Annotated in this window: 15 protein-coding genes and 1 riboswitch; of the genes, 6 read left to right on the top strand and 9 right to left on the bottom strand. The window is 64.5% G+C overall.

The window, feature by feature from the left end:
- Positions 1-121 precede the first annotated feature (121 nt).
- Positions 122-643, bottom strand: a complete 522-nt coding sequence (locus tag AC07SZ_RS14680) for a gamma-glutamylcyclotransferase (RefSeq protein WP_056576055.1) — start codon at positions 641-643, stop codon at positions 122-124.
- Between the two features lie 155 nt (positions 644-798).
- On the opposite strand from AC07SZ_RS14680, the gene AC07SZ_RS14675 reads away from it, so the two are divergent.
- On the top strand, positions 799-1,797 hold the full coding sequence (locus tag AC07SZ_RS14675; protein ID WP_056576052.1) for a DUF2125 domain-containing protein: 999 nt from the start codon (positions 799-801) through the stop codon (positions 1,795-1,797).
- A 7-nt stretch (positions 1,798-1,804) separates the two neighbouring features.
- Positions 1,805-2,734: a sugar kinase gene (locus AC07SZ_RS14670; protein WP_494914793.1), complete on the top strand. Its 930-nt coding sequence runs from the start codon at positions 1,805-1,807 to the stop codon at positions 2,732-2,734.
- On the opposite strand, the gene AC07SZ_RS14665 is transcribed toward AC07SZ_RS14670, so the two are convergent.
- Both AC07SZ_RS14665 and hisC read right to left on the bottom strand, forming a co-directional pair.
- Positions 2,731-3,666, bottom strand: a complete 936-nt coding sequence (locus AC07SZ_RS14665; protein WP_494914792.1) for a prephenate/arogenate dehydrogenase family protein — start codon at positions 3,664-3,666, stop codon at positions 2,731-2,733. The two genes, AC07SZ_RS14670 and AC07SZ_RS14665, sit on opposite strands and share 4 nt — an antisense overlap.
- Positions 3,667-3,688: 22 nt before the next feature.
- Complete coding sequence (gene hisC / locus AC07SZ_RS14660) at positions 3,689-4,798, bottom strand: histidinol-phosphate transaminase (RefSeq protein WP_172372054.1); 1,110 nt, start codon at positions 4,796-4,798, stop codon at positions 3,689-3,691.
- A gap of 161 nt (positions 4,799-4,959) precedes the next feature.
- Positions 4,960-5,037: riboswitch (SAM riboswitch) on the top strand.
- A gap of 107 nt (positions 5,038-5,144) precedes the next feature.
- On the opposite strand from hisC, the gene metX reads away from it, so the two are divergent.
- Both metX and metW read left to right on the top strand, forming a co-directional pair.
- Positions 5,145-6,314, top strand: coding sequence for a homoserine O-acetyltransferase MetX (metX, locus tag AC07SZ_RS14655; protein ID WP_494914790.1), 1,170 nt, complete (start codon positions 5,145-5,147; stop codon positions 6,312-6,314).
- A 58-nt stretch (positions 6,315-6,372) separates the two neighbouring features.
- Positions 6,373-6,987 carry a methionine biosynthesis protein MetW gene (metW, locus tag AC07SZ_RS14650; protein WP_056576582.1) on the top strand — a complete coding sequence of 205 codons (615 nt, stop codon included), beginning with the start codon at positions 6,373-6,375 and terminating at the stop codon, positions 6,985-6,987.
- A gap of 12 nt (positions 6,988-6,999) precedes the next feature.
- Here metW and AC07SZ_RS14645 read toward each other — a convergent pair whose 3' ends face one another.
- The 4 genes from AC07SZ_RS14645 to AC07SZ_RS14630 form a co-directional block, all read right to left on the bottom strand.
- On the bottom strand, positions 7,000-7,320 hold the full coding sequence (locus AC07SZ_RS14645; protein ID WP_056576039.1) for a DUF1330 domain-containing protein: 321 nt from the start codon (positions 7,318-7,320) through the stop codon (positions 7,000-7,002).
- Between the two features lie 212 nt (positions 7,321-7,532).
- Complete coding sequence (locus AC07SZ_RS14640) at positions 7,533-8,330, bottom strand: DUF1194 domain-containing protein (protein ID WP_056576036.1); 798 nt, start codon at positions 8,328-8,330, stop codon at positions 7,533-7,535.
- Positions 8,331-8,415: 85 nt separating this feature from the next.
- The gene (locus AC07SZ_RS14635; protein WP_056576033.1) at positions 8,416-10,230 is read right to left on the bottom strand and encodes an ABC transporter ATP-binding protein/permease; all 1,815 of its coding nucleotides are present in this window, start codon (positions 10,228-10,230) and stop codon (positions 8,416-8,418) included.
- Between the two features lie 118 nt (positions 10,231-10,348).
- Complete coding sequence (locus tag AC07SZ_RS14630; protein ID WP_056576031.1) at positions 10,349-11,137, bottom strand: class I SAM-dependent methyltransferase; 789 nt, start codon at positions 11,135-11,137, stop codon at positions 10,349-10,351.
- A gap of 162 nt (positions 11,138-11,299) precedes the next feature.
- Between AC07SZ_RS14630 and gloB the strand changes: the two genes are divergently transcribed.
- Entirely contained in the window at positions 11,300-12,067 is a 768-nt protein-coding gene (gene gloB, locus AC07SZ_RS14625; protein ID WP_056576579.1) for a hydroxyacylglutathione hydrolase, read from the top strand.
- 22 nt (positions 12,068-12,089) lie between these two features.
- The gene (locus AC07SZ_RS14620) at positions 12,090-12,530 is read left to right on the top strand and encodes a cupin domain-containing protein (RefSeq protein ID WP_494914788.1); all 441 of its coding nucleotides are present in this window, start codon (positions 12,090-12,092) and stop codon (positions 12,528-12,530) included.
- Here AC07SZ_RS14620 and AC07SZ_RS14615 read toward each other — a convergent pair.
- Together AC07SZ_RS14615 and yddG are read right to left on the bottom strand one after the other, a co-directional pair.
- On the bottom strand, positions 12,505-13,179 hold the full coding sequence (locus AC07SZ_RS14615) for a lysoplasmalogenase family protein (RefSeq protein WP_494914786.1): 675 nt from the start codon (positions 13,177-13,179) through the stop codon (positions 12,505-12,507). The genes AC07SZ_RS14620 and AC07SZ_RS14615 overlap by 26 nt on opposite strands.
- Positions 13,176-14,090 (bottom strand): aromatic amino acid exporter YddG, encoded by a 915-nt coding sequence (gene yddG, locus AC07SZ_RS14610; RefSeq protein ID WP_172372044.1) that lies wholly within the window; start codon positions 14,088-14,090, stop codon positions 13,176-13,178. The genes AC07SZ_RS14615 and yddG overlap by 4 nt, the downstream gene beginning before the upstream one ends.
- Positions 14,091-14,111: the final 21 nt, after the last annotated feature.

Genomic DNA, 14,111 nt, shown 5'->3' with positions numbered 1-14,111 from the left:
CGAATCTCCGTGATGATTGAGACCGGGCGGATGCCGCCCGCTGGCTGGGTTCGGACCCTAAGCTAGGTCGTGCCCCGTCGAGATCAAAGGCCTGGCCGCCTTTTTCCGCAGAGCCAGCGCTTCACAAAGGCGCTATCCCCCGCGCCACCTCCTCCAGCCAATGGTCGCGAATGCCGAGCGCTTCCAGATGCTTCAGCGTGCTGAGAACATAATCCTCATTGTTGCCGGACTGGCCGACCGCGCCGCGCACGACCGCCGCCGCCTCCGCCGCGTCCAGCGCGCCGGCATATTGCTCATGTTTGCGGTCGACGATGTAGGCCACGGCTTCGACCGTACCGCCGCCGTCGAGCCGGACCTTGAGGGTGCGCTCGAGATAGACCGATGTGACGAGTTCACGCTCGCGCAGATAGGCGATGACCTCGTCGCGCAATTCCCCGGGCACACGGAAAGCCAGGCCGACGCAGGAGCCGCCACGGTCGAGGCCGAGCACCAATCCGGGCCGCTGGCGCGTGCCGCGATGCACGAAGGAATAGACGCAGAGCGAGCGGCGGTAGCCGTGCAGCTGGGCGCGTCGTGTCTCGATATGCGCGAAACCCGGCCGCCAGATCAGCGAACCGTAGCCAAACACCCAAAAATCGCCCATATCGCCGCGCCTGATTGCAAAAAGAATGGCACCACCGCACCGGAAACCGGTGTTTTTTCCAACCGTCCCCGGCTACCTATTCGTCTCTGTCTGCCAAGTGTTGTCGGAATCGAAGGTCCGTCCGCCAATACCCATGCGTTAATGAGAGCCAAAGCATGACGTCAAGTGACGAACGCCAACCAAAGTCCCGTCGCGGCCTGTTCTGGCTTGTGACGTTCGTCGTTGTGCTGTTTGCCATCTATAGCGGCGGCTGGTTCTATCTGGCCGGCAGGGTGCGGGCTGAAGCCGACAAGGCGGTTGCCACGCTCAACAAGAGCGGCATCGAAGCCGGCTGCGCCAATCTCCAGGTCAGCGGCTATCCCCTGAGCTTTGCCGTCTCTTGCGACAATTTGGCGTATGAGGACGATGCCAAGAACATCGCGGCCTCGGCCGGCTCCTTCAATGCCGTCGCCCAGATCATCCAGCCTTTGTCGCCGGTCGCCGATCTGCGCGGCCCGCTCAGGACCTCCGTCCCCGGCATGGTGCCGCTGTGGATCGACTGGGACAATCTGCAGGCCAACGTGAAACTGTCATGGCCGCTGCCGCGGCGCATCGCGCTGCAGGCGGAGGGGCTGTCCGGCCAGACCGATCCGGCCGACGACACCGATCCGGTGGAATTGTTCAGCGCCGGCAGGGCGGCCGGCCAGTTGCAGCCGAACGGCGTGGATCTCGACTATGTCGGCAGCTTCACCGATCTGGAGATCGACCCGGATGCGATCGGCGGGCGCGTGCTGCCGGCGCTCGATGCCAGCGGCGATGCCACGCTGAAGAACGGCGTCGCATTGATCGGAACGCAGGTGAAGAGCCTGCGCGGCCAGAGGGTCGATATTCGCAACCTCGATTTGTCGTCGGGCACGGCGAAGGTTACCGTTTCCGGGCCGTTGTCGGTCGATGCCGAAGGCCTTGTCGACGCCGACCTGATGATCAGGATCAAGGATCCGAAGGCTGTCGCCTCCATCCTTGCCGGCGCCATGCCCGAGCAGAAGAACGCGATCGAACAGGGTTTTGCCGCTCTGGCGCTGCTCGGCAGCGAACCATCGATGCCGCTGAAGGTGGTCAAGGGCAAGGCCTCGCTCGGCTTCATCCCGCTCGGCAAGATCAAGCCGGTTCAATAGCGCTGCCATGGCAAGACCAGCGAGGCTCCTGAGTGTCGGCGCGCTGACGCTGGACACCATTCTGCGTGTCGAGACGCTGCCCGCGCATCAGGGAAAATTCATCGCCTCCGACGGCGTCCAGATCGCCTCTGGCATGGCCACCAGCGCGGCCTGCGCCGCGCATCGCCTGGGCGCCGACGTGTCGCTGTGGGCGAGTGCCGGCGATGATCCGGTCGGCGATCAACTGATTGCCGGGATCGAGGCCGAAGGCGTCGACTGCAGCTATGTGCGCCGCGTCAGCGGCGCCCGCTCGGCGCTGGCATCGATCCTGGTCGACGCCCATGGCGAACGCATCATCGTGCCTTTCTATGACAGTTTGGCCCAGACCGATCCCGATTCTTTGCCTTTCGCCGACATCGCGGCATTCGATGCCGTGCTGGCCGACGTGCGCTGGCCGGGTGCGGCGGCCCTTGCCCTGAAGGCGGCACGCGCCGCCGGCCGGCCTGCGATTCTCGACGCCGATACCGCGCCGCTGGCGGTGCTGGAGCAGCTGTTGCCGCTGGCTTCGCACATCGTCGCCTCGGAGCCGGCGGTTCGCATCATATGCGGCCAGGCGATGGATCTGGGGATCGCTTGCACTGACCTCGCCTCCCGCACCGACGCCCTCGTCGCGGTCACCGGCGGCGCGGCGGGCACCTGGTGGTTCGATCGCGCGGCGGGATCATCCCGCCATGTCGCGGCGCCAAGGATCAGGGCGGTCGACACGCTCGCCGCCGGCGACGTCTTTCACGGCGCCTTTGCCGTCGGGCTGGCGGAAGCCATGCCGGTCGAGCAGGCCATGCGCTTTGCCAGCGCCGCCGCCGCGCTCAAGTGCCTGCGCTTCGGCGGCAGGCTCGGCGCGCCGGATCGGGCCGAGACACTGGCCATGGTCGCGGCGACATGGCCTGAAACAGCCTAATTCTTCGACGGGTGCTCGATCGCCTGACGGCCGAAATCGGGCACATCAATGTCCTGGCCCGCCTCGATGATCGAGCGGCGCACCGCGCGGGTGCGGGTGAACAGGTCGAACAGCTTCTCGCCGTCGCCCCAGCGGATCGCCCGCTGCAGGAACGCCAGGTCTTCCGAGAACCGCGCCAGCATTTCGAGGATGGCATCCTTGTTGTGCAGACACACGTCCCGCCACATGGTCGGGTCGGAGGCGGCCAGGCGCGTGAAGTCGCGAAAGCCGGAGGCGGAATATTTGATCACTTCCGTCTTGGTCACCGATTCCAGATCGTCGGCGGTGCCGACGATGTTGTAGGCGATAATGTGCGGCAAATGCGAAACGATGGCGAGCGTCATGTCGTGATGCTGTGGGTCCATCGTGTCGATGTTGGCGCCGCAGCGGCGCCAGAATTCCGACAGCTTCTCCAGCGCGTCCGGATCGGTGCCCGGCAGCGGCGTGAAGATGCACCAGCGATTGTCGAACAGGTCGGCGAAACCGGCATCCGGTCCGGATTTCTCGGTACCCGCCAGCGGATGGCCCGGAATGAAATGGACGCCATCGGGCACATGCGGCTGCATCTGCGCGATGACGGAGGCCTTGGTCGAGCCGACATCGGTGAGGATCGCGCCCTTCTTCAGCGCCGGCGCGATCTCCTGCGCCACCGCGCCGGACGAGCCGACCGGCACCGAGACGATGATCAGATCGGCGTCGCGGACCGCTTCCCTCGCATCGGTCGTATAGGAATCACCCAGCCCAAGCTCCCGCGCCCGCGCCAGCGTCGCCGCGCTGCGGGTCGAGATGGCAACGTGGCCGGCAAGGCCCTCGCGGCGGATGACGCGGGCCAGCGACGAGCCGATCAGGCCGATGCCGACCAGCGCGATCTTTTCAAACATCGGTGATGTCATGGCGTTAGAGCTTTCGGGCGTTCTAGCTTTTCAGGAATGTCGTGAGCGCGGCAACGACGCCGCGATTGGCCTCTTCGGTGCCAACGGTCATGCGCAGCGCGTTGGGGAAGCCGTAGCCGGAAACGCGCCGCAGTATGTAACCGCGCGCGGTCAGGTAATCGTCCGCCGCCGCCGCCGAATGCTTCTGGTCGTCGGGAAAATGAATGAGGAGGAAATTGCCGACGCTGGGCGTTACCCGCAACCCAAGCCCGGTCATCTCTGCGCTCAGCCAGGTGAGCCAGGTCTCGTTATGCGCCACGCTGCGCTCGACATGGGCGCGGTCGCGGATCGCGGCGATGCCGGCCTCGATCGCAGTCGCATTGACATTGAAGGGACCGCGCACGCGGTTGATGGCGTCGACGATGTGCATCGGCCCGTACATCCAGCCGATCCGCGCTCCGCCAAGGCCGATCTTGGAGAAGGTGCGCGTCATCACCACGTTCTCGGCGCTGCCGACCAGTTCGATGCCGGCTTCGTAGTCGTTGCGGCGGACATATTCGGCATAGGCCGCGTCGAGCACCAGCAGCACATGTTTGGGCAGGCCGGCATGCAGGCGGCGCACCTCCTGGAACGGCACATAGGTGCCGGTCGGATTGTTGGGATTGGCGAGGAACACGATCTTGGTTCTCGGCGTGACGGCGGCCAGCATTGCATCGATGTCGGCGCGCTCGTCGGTCTCCTTGACCGCGATCGGCGCGGCACCGGCCGACTGGATGTAGATCTTGTAGACCATGAAGGCGTGTTCGGTGAATATGGCCTCATCGCCTGGCGCCAGATAGGTCTGTGCCAACAGGCCGAGGATCTCGTCGGAGCCGTTGGAGCAGATAATGTTCTGCGCGTTGAGGCCATGCACCTCGGCGATCGCCTCGCGCAGCCGCCTGGCGGTGCCGTCGGGATAGACGTCGAGCCTGGCGGCGACGTCGCGCGCGGCCTCGATCGCCTTCGGTGACGGACCGAGCGGGTTCTCGTTCGACGACAGCTTGTAGACCTTGGCGACACCGGCCGGCGCCGTGCTCTTGCCGGGCACATAGGCGTCTATGTCCATGATGCCCGCGCGCGGGGTTGGACGTGCCTGATCCGGTGTCTGGTTCATTTTTTGCAAAATCCGTCGAAAATGCCTCCATCCGGAGGCCGCAGCGGAAATACAAGTCATGGCCGGCAATGTCGAGAGGCGGCGGTGGGGCCAGCAGCCGGCCCGGTTTCCGGCCCGGGCTCCGGCATTGACGGCGAGGCGGGCGAGTTCTAGAAGGACAGTGACAGTTCCGTGGTGATTTGGCCGGTCGGCTTGCAGCCACGTTAAACAATTCGCTAAAGGGCCGTTTGCGTGACGTAACCGGCTTTGCGAAGGCAATGCCGGTTTTTTATTGTCCGCGGCCGGCCGGACAAAACGCATCGGCGGCGATTTTTCGTCGGCCATGATGCAGCAAGTGAGTACGTGAATGGCCGCTCCGCGTGCAGGAAAGACCAACAACGAGGCCGACCAACCGTCGAGCCCGGTGTTGCGCTTCGGGCCCGACCAGCCGCTCAAGCTCGACGCCGGCACGCTTTTGTCGCCGTTCCAGATCGCCTACCAGACCTATGGCACGCTGAACGATGCCCGCTCCAATGCCATTCTCGTCTGCCATGCGCTGACCGGCGACCAGCATGTCGCCAACACCAACCCGGTGACCGGCAAGCCGGGCTGGTGGGAAGTGCTGATCGGCCCCGCCAGGATCATCGACACCAACCGTTTCTTCGTCATCTGCTCCAACGTGATCGGTGGCTGCCTGGGCTCCACCGGTCCGGCCTCGACCAACCCCGTCACCGGCAAGCCCTATGGGCTCGACCTGCCTGTCATCACCATTCGCGACATGGTGCGTGCGCAGCAGATGCTGATCGATCATTTCGGCATCGAAAAGCTGTTTTGCGTGCTTGGCGGCTCGATGGGCGGCATGCAGGTGCTGGAATGGGCGTCGAGCTACCCCGAGCGTGTCTTTTCGGCGCTGCCGATCGCCACGGGTGCCCGCCATTCCTCGCAGAACATCGCCTTCCATGAAGTCGGCCGGCAGGCCGTCATGGCCGATCCGGACTGGCACGGCGGCAAATATTTCGAGCACGGCAAGCGCCCGGAAAAGGGCCTGGCGGTGGCGCGCATGGCGGCCCACATCACCTATCTGTCGGAAGCAGCTTTGCACCGTAAATTCGGCCGCAATCTGCAGGATCGCGACCACCTGACTTTCGGCTTCGACGCCGACTTCCAGATAGAAAGCTATCTGCGCCACCAAGGCATGACCTTCGTCGACCGCTTCGACGCAAACTCCTATCTCTACATGACGCGGTCGATGGATTATTTCGACCTCGCCGCCGATCATGGCGGCAGGCTGGCGGATGCCTTTGCCGGCACCAAGACCCGCTTCTGCCTGGTGTCGTTCACATCGGACTGGCTGTTTCCGACCGAGGAGAGCCGCTCCATCGTGCACGCGCTCAACGCCGCCGGCGCCTCGGTATCCTTCGTCGAGATCGAGACCGATCGCGGCCATGACGCCTTCCTGCTCGACGAGCCGGAACTGTTCGCCGCCATCAACGGCTTCATCGGCTCGGCGGCCCGCGCCAGAGGGCTGAGCGCATGACCCCGGAACGTCGCGGACTTTCAGGATCGGGATCATGCGCCACACAGGAGGCGATATCATGAGCGTCAACGGCAGCCAGCGCGTCGACCTCGAGGTCGTCGCCAACCTTATCCCGCCACAGTCGCGCGTGCTCGACGTGGGATCGGGCGACGGCTCCTTGCTTGAATTGCTGCAGGAAACCAAACAGGTCGACGGTCGCGGGCTTGAACTGTCGCAGCGCGGCGTCAACGAATGTGTGGCGCGCGGCCTCTCTGTCATCCAGGGCGATGCCGACAAGGATCTCGAATTCTATCCCGACAAGGGTTTTGACTTCGTCGTCCTGTCGCAGACCTTGCAGGCGACCCGCAACCCGAAACTGGTGCTCGACGAATTGCTCAGGATCGGCAACAGGGCGATCGTCTCTTTCCCCAATTTCGGCCATTGGCGGGTGCGCCTGTCGCTGTTCGTCAAGGGCCGCATGCCGGTGACCCAGGACCTGCCCTACTCCTGGTACGACACGCCCAACATCCATTTCTGCACCATCCGTGACTTCGTCAACCTGTGCGAGGAACTTGGCGCGACGGTGGAAAAGGCGACCGCGCTCGACGCCGCCGGCCAGAGGATCGGCCTGTCGATGCCCTGGTGGTTCTGGAATTTCTTCGGCCAGCAGGCGGTGTTCTTGCTGAAGCGGTAAGGCACGGAACGTCTAGCCCAGGACATCCGTGGCCTTGTGCGGATGGTCGACACCGTCGGCGAACACCACATCGGATTGGGAATTGTCCGTGCGCAGGGCCAGTATTGCCTGATAAGCGGGCGAATCATACCACCGGCGCATCTGCCGCCGGTCGGGAAACTCGATGATGATGAGGTTGCCCGGCCAATCGTTCTCGATCACCTCCAGATTGCCGCCATGGACCAGGAAGCGGCCGCTGAAAGGTTCCAGCGTGGCATCGATCCTGTACAGATATTCGACGATCTGCGGACCCATACTGACCTGGCGCATATGGGCAACGGCGTAAGCGGCCATGACGTAACTCCCTTGTCGAGCGAGGCCGATTTGCCGACCTCGTGGCTGCAGATTGCCAAAGGGAGTGACGAGACTCGATTACGCCTGAGGTAATAGGCCGACATCGATCCACCGCGCACGAATCACCCTTGAGCGCGAGCGAAACCGCATCCCTATTGGGGCGTGGAGGCCCAAAATCGGCGTTTCACGGCGCCCGGCCGGCTCCGCCAAGCCTACCGGTCGAGTTCCGGGAAATAGGGATCCGACAGGAATCGCCTGTCCCGTTCGCCCTTCAGGCAGTCGATCGGCGCGTCCGCTTCGACGGGAATGATCTCGGCCTTGTCTTGAATGCCGCTCACTTCGAGGATCAGCTTGCGCCGGATGGCGGTGGAAAATTCGGCGGCCGCGTGGATCGGCAGCACGAAGGAGCCAGGCCCGCCGGTCACGCACTGCGCATAATACTGGTCGAGATGGCTGAAGGTCGGCGACGGGTTGATCAGGATCGGCAGGCCGTTGATGACGATGCCTTTGGCGATGGCCGCGTCGCGCGTGGCGGTGACCGGCGGCCCGATATTGTTGGGACCATCGCCCGATATATCGATGACGCTGCGTTCGCCGGCGAAGTTCGTCCTGTCGAAAAGCCCGGCACCGAAGGCAAGCGCGGTGGAAATCGAGGTGCCGCGAAAACTCCGGAACGGGCGCGCCGCCACCTTGTCGGCAAAGCTGTTGGCGCTTTGCGCGCTATCGATGATCTGCCAGCCGATGATCGCGTCATCGCGCACGGTGCCCGCCCATTCGAAATAGGCGAGCGCGATGCGGCCCGTATTGCCGGACCGGACGGCCTGGATGAAGTCGGGATGCCGCAGCGCCTCGACATAGCCGGCGCGTTGCAACGCGAACTCCTTCTCATCCATCGACAACGAGATGTCGACCGCCAGGACCAGTTCGACATCGACCGCCAGCGCCGGTGGCGAGGCAATGGGCGCAGCCTGCGCGCAGGTGAGACAGGCAATCAGAAGAGCATCAAACATGGCGGCGCCAGGGTTGTTTCCCCTGAAAATCTTCCGCCGCGATCACGGCAAAATAAGGTTTTGCGCAGGCAGCCGGAGAAACAGCCTACTTCTTGCGGCGAACGGCGGGTGGCGGATCGATGGCGCCGGCCCTGACACGGGCGGGTTTCAGCGCCGGCGCAGCGGAATCCTTCACGATCGTCAAACCGCGCGGAAAGAACTGATTGTTGTGCTGGCCGCGCCCGATATTGATGATCGTGGCTCCCGTCAGGTGCTTTTCCAGCATCGCCAGCACGCGTCGCAGCGCGGGTCCATCGAACGCATCCATCGCTTCGTCGATGATCACCCATTTCGGCTGCCGCAGGGCGAGCCTGGCCACGCCCAGCAAGCGCTGTTCGTCATCACCCAACTCATGGTCCCACCGCCCGACACGGTCGAGCGACGACGACAGCCGTTCAAGACCTACCTCGGCCAGCACCGCCGAAATGTCGGCATCGCTCGCGGGCGCATGCCCGTTGGCGTGATTGAGCACCTCGCGCAGGGTGCCCGCGGGCAAATACGGGACACGTGGCACGAAGATGAGGGTTTCTCCCGCCGGCAGGCCGATCTTTCCGCCGCCCCAGGGCCAAAGCCCGGCGATGGCGCGGAAGAACAGCGTCTTGCCAGCGCCCGGCTCGCCGGTGATCATGACGCGCTCGCCGGGGCGGATTTCGACATGTTCGTCGGAGAGTTTTGTGCAGCCCTCCGGCGAGGCCACTTCGAGCTTCTCGAAGGTCAGGCTGCCATTGGCATTTTGGTCGAAGGTGATGCGCTTTTCGGTGTCGTGCAGCACATCGGTTTCATTGAGCGCGATACGGAAATCGGCGACGCGCATCAGCGTGGCGCGCCAGTCGGCGATGCTGCCGATATTGTTGATGAACCAGCGCAACGACGAGTGGACCTGGTTGAAGGCGCCGACCGCCATCATCAGCCCGCCAAAGCTGATATCGCCCGAGAAATAGACCGGCGAAGCGACCAGGATCGGTGCCACGACGGTGATCCAGCCATAGGTATCGGTCACCCAGGAGAGGTTGATCTGGGCGGTATAGATGCGCCGCATGGCGCCCAGCACCGTGCCGAGGTCGAGTTCGAGCCGCCGCCTGGCATCGTCCTCGCCATGGTAGAGCGCGATGGCATCGACATTCTCGTTGACGCGCACCATCGAGGAGCGCAGCTCCGCTTCGCGCGTGTAGCGGTCGCTGTTCAGGCTGATGAGCGGGCGCCCGACCAGCCAGCTCAGCCAGGAGGCGGTGCCGGCGTAGAGAAACGCGGCCCAGACCATGTAGCCCGGTATGGCCAGCGACCAGCCGTTGACGTGGAAGACGAAACCTGAGGACAGTTCCCACAGCACACCGACGAAGGAGACGAGCAGGATGAGCGACTGCAGGAGCCCGACGCCGAGGTCCGTCGACAGGTCCGACAGATGCGCCGCGTCCTGCTGCATGCGCTGATCGGGATTGACGCCGATGGCGCCGGCGTTGGCCAGCCGGAAGGCGCGCGCCGGCCGCATCCACTGGTCGATCAGGTCCAGCGTCAGCGCCTCGCGCAGCTTCAGCCGGATCATCTGGTTGAGCCAGGTCTGGCCGATATTGAGCACCAGCAGCCCACCGGCGATCATGGCAAAGACAAGGAGCTGGTGCAGGAAGGCCGCCATGTCACGGCGCGCCAGCGCATCGTAGAAGGGCTGGTTCCAGCGATTGAGCAGGACCTGGCCGATCGATGTCGCGACGATGACGGCCATGATGCCGACCGATGTCCACAGCAACCACCTGCGAACCGGCGATACCACCAGCGCTTGCTTGATCGTCGCGACCTGATCGCGCAGGCTGCTGGCCACGGCGACCGGCTGAACGGTGGCCTGATTGTCCAGTTGATCAGCCATATCAGAAGTCCTTGCGTTCAGGTGCGATGCTGAAACCGGATGAAGAGAGCCGACGGCCGCCGCCCGTGCACGACAGATAGGCCGGAAAAATGCCGCGCGAGGAAAGTTTCCGCGCTGATCACGAAGGTTTCACCTGGCGAGCCGACGTTGCCGCGCCTCCGGCCTCGGCCCGGCGGCCGAGCCGTGTCGCGCCATGCGGCGACAGCACCGGCACGAAGACGCGGCGAGACGCGCGCTGGACCACCGGCACGCCCTGGTAGAGCCGCTTCTGCGCCTCGACGACGATGACACCGGAAAAGATCGGCCACAGCCGCCGGCCGAAGCGCTCCAGCACGTTGTGGAAACGCATCATGAAGCGTCGCCGCGATGGCGGGAAGAACAGCGCATCCGACCACGCCGCGGGCGTGAAATTCGCCTCGCGCAGCAGTTCCGTCAGCTGCCCGCGCGAGAAAGGGCGGCCATTGCCGAACGGCGTGTGCTCGAAGCGCGCCCAGACCCCGCGCCGGTTCGGCACTACGATGACGACACGCCCGGCGGGCGACAGCACCCGCCAGATCTCGTTCAGCGTCTCGCGCGGGTTTTCGACATGTTCGAGCGAATGGACGAGCAACATGCGGTCGATGCAGGAATCGACCAGCGGCAGTTCCTCGTCGAAGACCAGCGCGGTCGCCGTCGGCCCTGTTGCCGGCCAGACCACGGCGCCCTGCGTCGCCGGCATGAAGGCGAAGACCCGCTCGGCATCGGAGCCGAAACGCTCCAGCCAGGGCAAGGTATAGCCGAGACCGACCAGGCGCTCGTTTGGCACGGCGGCCCATATCGAGGACAGAGCCATGGTGATCGAGCGTTCGGCGAACCGGCCGAGCGTTGTCGAGTAGAAGGAGCGAAGGTCGACGATGTCGGAATGCATGTCAGGGATGTAGCCGTGATATCGGCCGGATTCAACAAAGGGCCCTGAGGCGCCCGACATACTAGGATGAGATTCATCGTCCACGGGAATGACATTCGTCATCCCATGGATGACATCCGTCCTCTGGCGCCCTATGTCTGCGGCGACAAAAGGAGAGATGCGATGGCGGTCGAAATCGAGCAGTTCATGTGCCGCACGGACAATTTCGGCGTGCTGGTGCATGACCCCAGGAGCGGGCAGACCGCGATCATCGACGCGCCCGAGGAGGCGCCGATCCTGGCCGCGATCAAGCGCACCGGCTGGACGCCGACGATGATCCTGACCACGCATCATCATATGGATCACGTCGAGGCCAATCTGGCGCTGAAGGAGCGCTTCAAGCTGCGCATCGTCGGCCCGGAGGCGGAAAAGGCCAAAATCCCCGGCATCGACGAGACCGTCGAGGAAGGCTCAATCCTTCATCTCGGCGATGAGCGCATCGAGGTGATCGCCACCCCCGGCCATACCGCCGGGCACGTCTCCTATCATCTGCCGGCATCGCAGGTGGCGTTCACCGCCGATACGCTGTTCGCGCTCGGCTGCGGGCGGCTGTTCGAATGCAAACCGCCTGTGATGTATGATTCTCTGAAGAAACTGGCCGCGCTTCCCGCCGCGACGACAATCTATTGCGGCCACGAATATACGCTCGCCAACGCCCGTTTCGCGCTGACCGTCGACCCGACCAATTCGGCATTGAGGGAGCGCGCAGCCAGGATCGAGGCACTGCGGGTCGAGAACAAGCCGACACTGCCGACGACGATCGGCGAGGAACTGTCGACCAATCCCTTCCTGCGCTGGCACGATCCTGCGATCCGCAAGCATCTCGGCATGGAAAAGGCCGGGGATGCCGAGGTGTTCGCCGAAATCCGCAAGCGCAAGGACAATTTCTAAGCCTGGTGGTATCGTCGACCCCATGACGAGTTCCGCGGAAATCATCGCTTTGCTTGGGCTGAAACCGCATCCGGAAGGCGGCTGGTACGCGGAGACATTTCGCGACGAAGCCGGCGGTGCGCGTGGCCATTCGACCGCGATCTATTTCCTGCTGGAACAGCACCAGCTTTCGGCATGGCATCGGGTCAGGGACGCCGCCGAGGTCTGGCATTTCCACGCCGGCGCGCCGCTGGCGCTGTCGATGTGGGAAGAAGGCGCAGCCGTGATCGAGCAGGTGCTGGGCATCGAACTCGCGGCGGGCGAACGGCCGCAGATCGTCGTGCCGGCCGGCTGGTGGCAATCGGCGCGCAGCCTGGGCGACTGGACGCTGGTCGGCTGCACCGTCGCGCCGGGGTTTGATTTCGCCGCCTTCGAACTGGCGGCGCCGGGCTGGAATCCTAACCCAGCAGGAAACCCAGCGTAATCGCGACCTGGGCGGCATAGTACAAGACCCAGACGGCCAAACGCATCCAGCCGCGATGTGGCGAGATCGCCGCGACCAAGAATTTCTCCGTGGCCAGCAGCCCGTCCGATGCAATGAACAGCACCGCGCCGCCGATGACCCAGGCGCTGTTGGTGGTCAGTGCCGCCATGCCCATCGCCAGGATCGCCAGGACATAACAGGCGATCGGAACACGCAGGCTGGGGCCGACGCGGCGCCAGAGCGCGGCCAGCATGACGATCACGAATACCGCCAATGCCAGGGCAATCGCCCCACGCCAGGATTCTGCGCCAAGCAGTGCCAGCCCGCCACCGCTGCGCAGGAACAGCGCGATATAGACGATGTGGGCGACGAGAAAGCTGGCCAAACCGCCGAGAAACGCCTTCTCGCCGTCGCGCGACAGGAACGCGTCGCCAATGGCGCTGAGCGCAAGAGCGGCGACCAGCAGCAGCGGGCCACCTTGCAGCGCCGCCAACACGGCAAGCATCGCGACCGCGAGCGTCTTTGCCGCCGAGCGGGCGAGCGTCGGCGCCATGCCTGAGGAGAAGGCGTAGATCACCGCCGCCACCAGCGAAAAGATAAGCGTTGCATTGGCGTTGGCGTCGATGCCGCCGGCAAACGGCATCGTCATGCCCCGGCTCCGCTTTCGGATGCGCCGGCCTCGCCCTCAATCGCCGCCGGCTTGCGCAGGAACAGCGACTTCGCCGCGAGTGCCGCGCCGCCGGTGATCAGCACGCAGGCGGCCAGGATGCGCAGCGATGGCTCGGCGACGCCGGCCGCGATCAGCACCAGTGTCGACAGCAGCGGCGCCGCATAGCTCGCCGCGCCCAGCACCTGGATATTGCCGCGCTTGACACCGATGTCCCAGGCATAGAAGGCAGCCCCCACCGGCATCAGGCCAAGGCCAAGCACCGCCAGCCACTGGCCGGCGCCGTCCGGCAGGATCGTTTGCTCCAACGCCAGATGGCAAACGAGCGACAGCACGGCGGTCGCCCCGCAGAACCAGGTGACGATGCTGGTCGGTACCGACGGAAAGCGCCGCGACAGGAGCGAATAGGACGACCACAGCAGGGCGCAGACGGCTGCCATGGTGTAGCCGAACGTGTAGCGCGCGTCGAAGGCCAACCCGCCACCCTTGGTCACGATGAGCACGGTGCCAGCGAGGCCGAGCAGCGCGCCGACGACATGGTTCCACGCCAGTTTTTCGCCCGGCATCAGCGCCGAGCCCAGCACGATCAGCAGCGGCCACAGATAGGCGATCAGGCTCGCCTCCACCGCCGGCGCGTTGCGCAAGGCGGTGAAATAGAAAAAGTGGTAGCCGAACAGGCCGGCAATACCGATGACCCAGACCTGGGGTGGTATCTTCTGGCTCCTGTCGGCGGTTGGCATCAGGAGACGCGCGACAAGACCGACCCCTGTACCGATCGAGAAGGTGATTGCCGACAAAAGGAACGGCGGCACCTTGCCGGATGCGTCGGTGAGCAGCGCCAAGAGCGCCCACATGGCGACCGCCGAAAAGCCGATCAGTGTTGCGCGCCCCATTTTTTCTCCCGTGGCGCGCCC

It is taken from the genome of Mesorhizobium sp. GW821-FHT07A06, from assembly GCF_059419085.1.
This window is presented reverse-complemented; position numbering and strand designations above follow the sequence as displayed.

Excerpts from the sequence above, each read along its gene's own strand:
- AC07SZ_RS14680 (WP_056576055.1), bottom strand. The coding sequence starts at position 643 with ATGGGCGATTTTTGGGTGTTTGGCTACGGTTCGCTGATCTGGCGGCCG.
- AC07SZ_RS14675 (WP_056576052.1), top strand. The coding sequence starts at position 799 with ATGACGTCAAGTGACGAACGCCAACCAAAGTCCCGTCGCGGCCTGTTC.
- AC07SZ_RS14670 (WP_494914793.1), top strand. The coding sequence starts at position 1,805 with ATGGCAAGACCAGCGAGGCTCCTGAGTGTCGGCGCGCTGACGCTGGAC.
- AC07SZ_RS14665 (WP_494914792.1), bottom strand. The coding sequence starts at position 3,666 with ATGACATCACCGATGTTTGAAAAGATCGCGCTGGTCGGCATCGGCCTG.
- hisC (WP_172372054.1), bottom strand. The coding sequence starts at position 4,798 with ATGAACCAGACACCGGATCAGGCACGTCCAACCCCGCGCGCGGGCATC.
- metX (WP_494914790.1), top strand. The coding sequence starts at position 5,145 with ATGGCCGCTCCGCGTGCAGGAAAGACCAACAACGAGGCCGACCAACCG.
- metW (WP_056576582.1), top strand. The coding sequence starts at position 6,373 with ATGAGCGTCAACGGCAGCCAGCGCGTCGACCTCGAGGTCGTCGCCAAC.
- AC07SZ_RS14645 (WP_056576039.1), bottom strand. The coding sequence starts at position 7,320 with ATGGCCGCTTACGCCGTTGCCCATATGCGCCAGGTCAGTATGGGTCCG.
- AC07SZ_RS14640 (WP_056576036.1), bottom strand. The coding sequence starts at position 8,330 with ATGTTTGATGCTCTTCTGATTGCCTGTCTCACCTGCGCGCAGGCTGCG.
- AC07SZ_RS14635 (WP_056576033.1), bottom strand. The coding sequence starts at position 10,230 with ATGGCTGATCAACTGGACAATCAGGCCACCGTTCAGCCGGTCGCCGTG.
- AC07SZ_RS14630 (WP_056576031.1), bottom strand. The coding sequence starts at position 11,137 with ATGCATTCCGACATCGTCGACCTTCGCTCCTTCTACTCGACAACGCTC.
- gloB (WP_056576579.1), top strand. The coding sequence starts at position 11,300 with ATGGCGGTCGAAATCGAGCAGTTCATGTGCCGCACGGACAATTTCGGC.
- AC07SZ_RS14620 (WP_494914788.1), top strand. The coding sequence starts at position 12,090 with ATGACGAGTTCCGCGGAAATCATCGCTTTGCTTGGGCTGAAACCGCAT.
- AC07SZ_RS14615 (WP_494914786.1), bottom strand. The coding sequence starts at position 13,179 with ATGACGATGCCGTTTGCCGGCGGCATCGACGCCAACGCCAATGCAACG.
- yddG (WP_172372044.1), bottom strand. The coding sequence starts at position 14,090 with ATGGGGCGCGCAACACTGATCGGCTTTTCGGCGGTCGCCATGTGGGCG.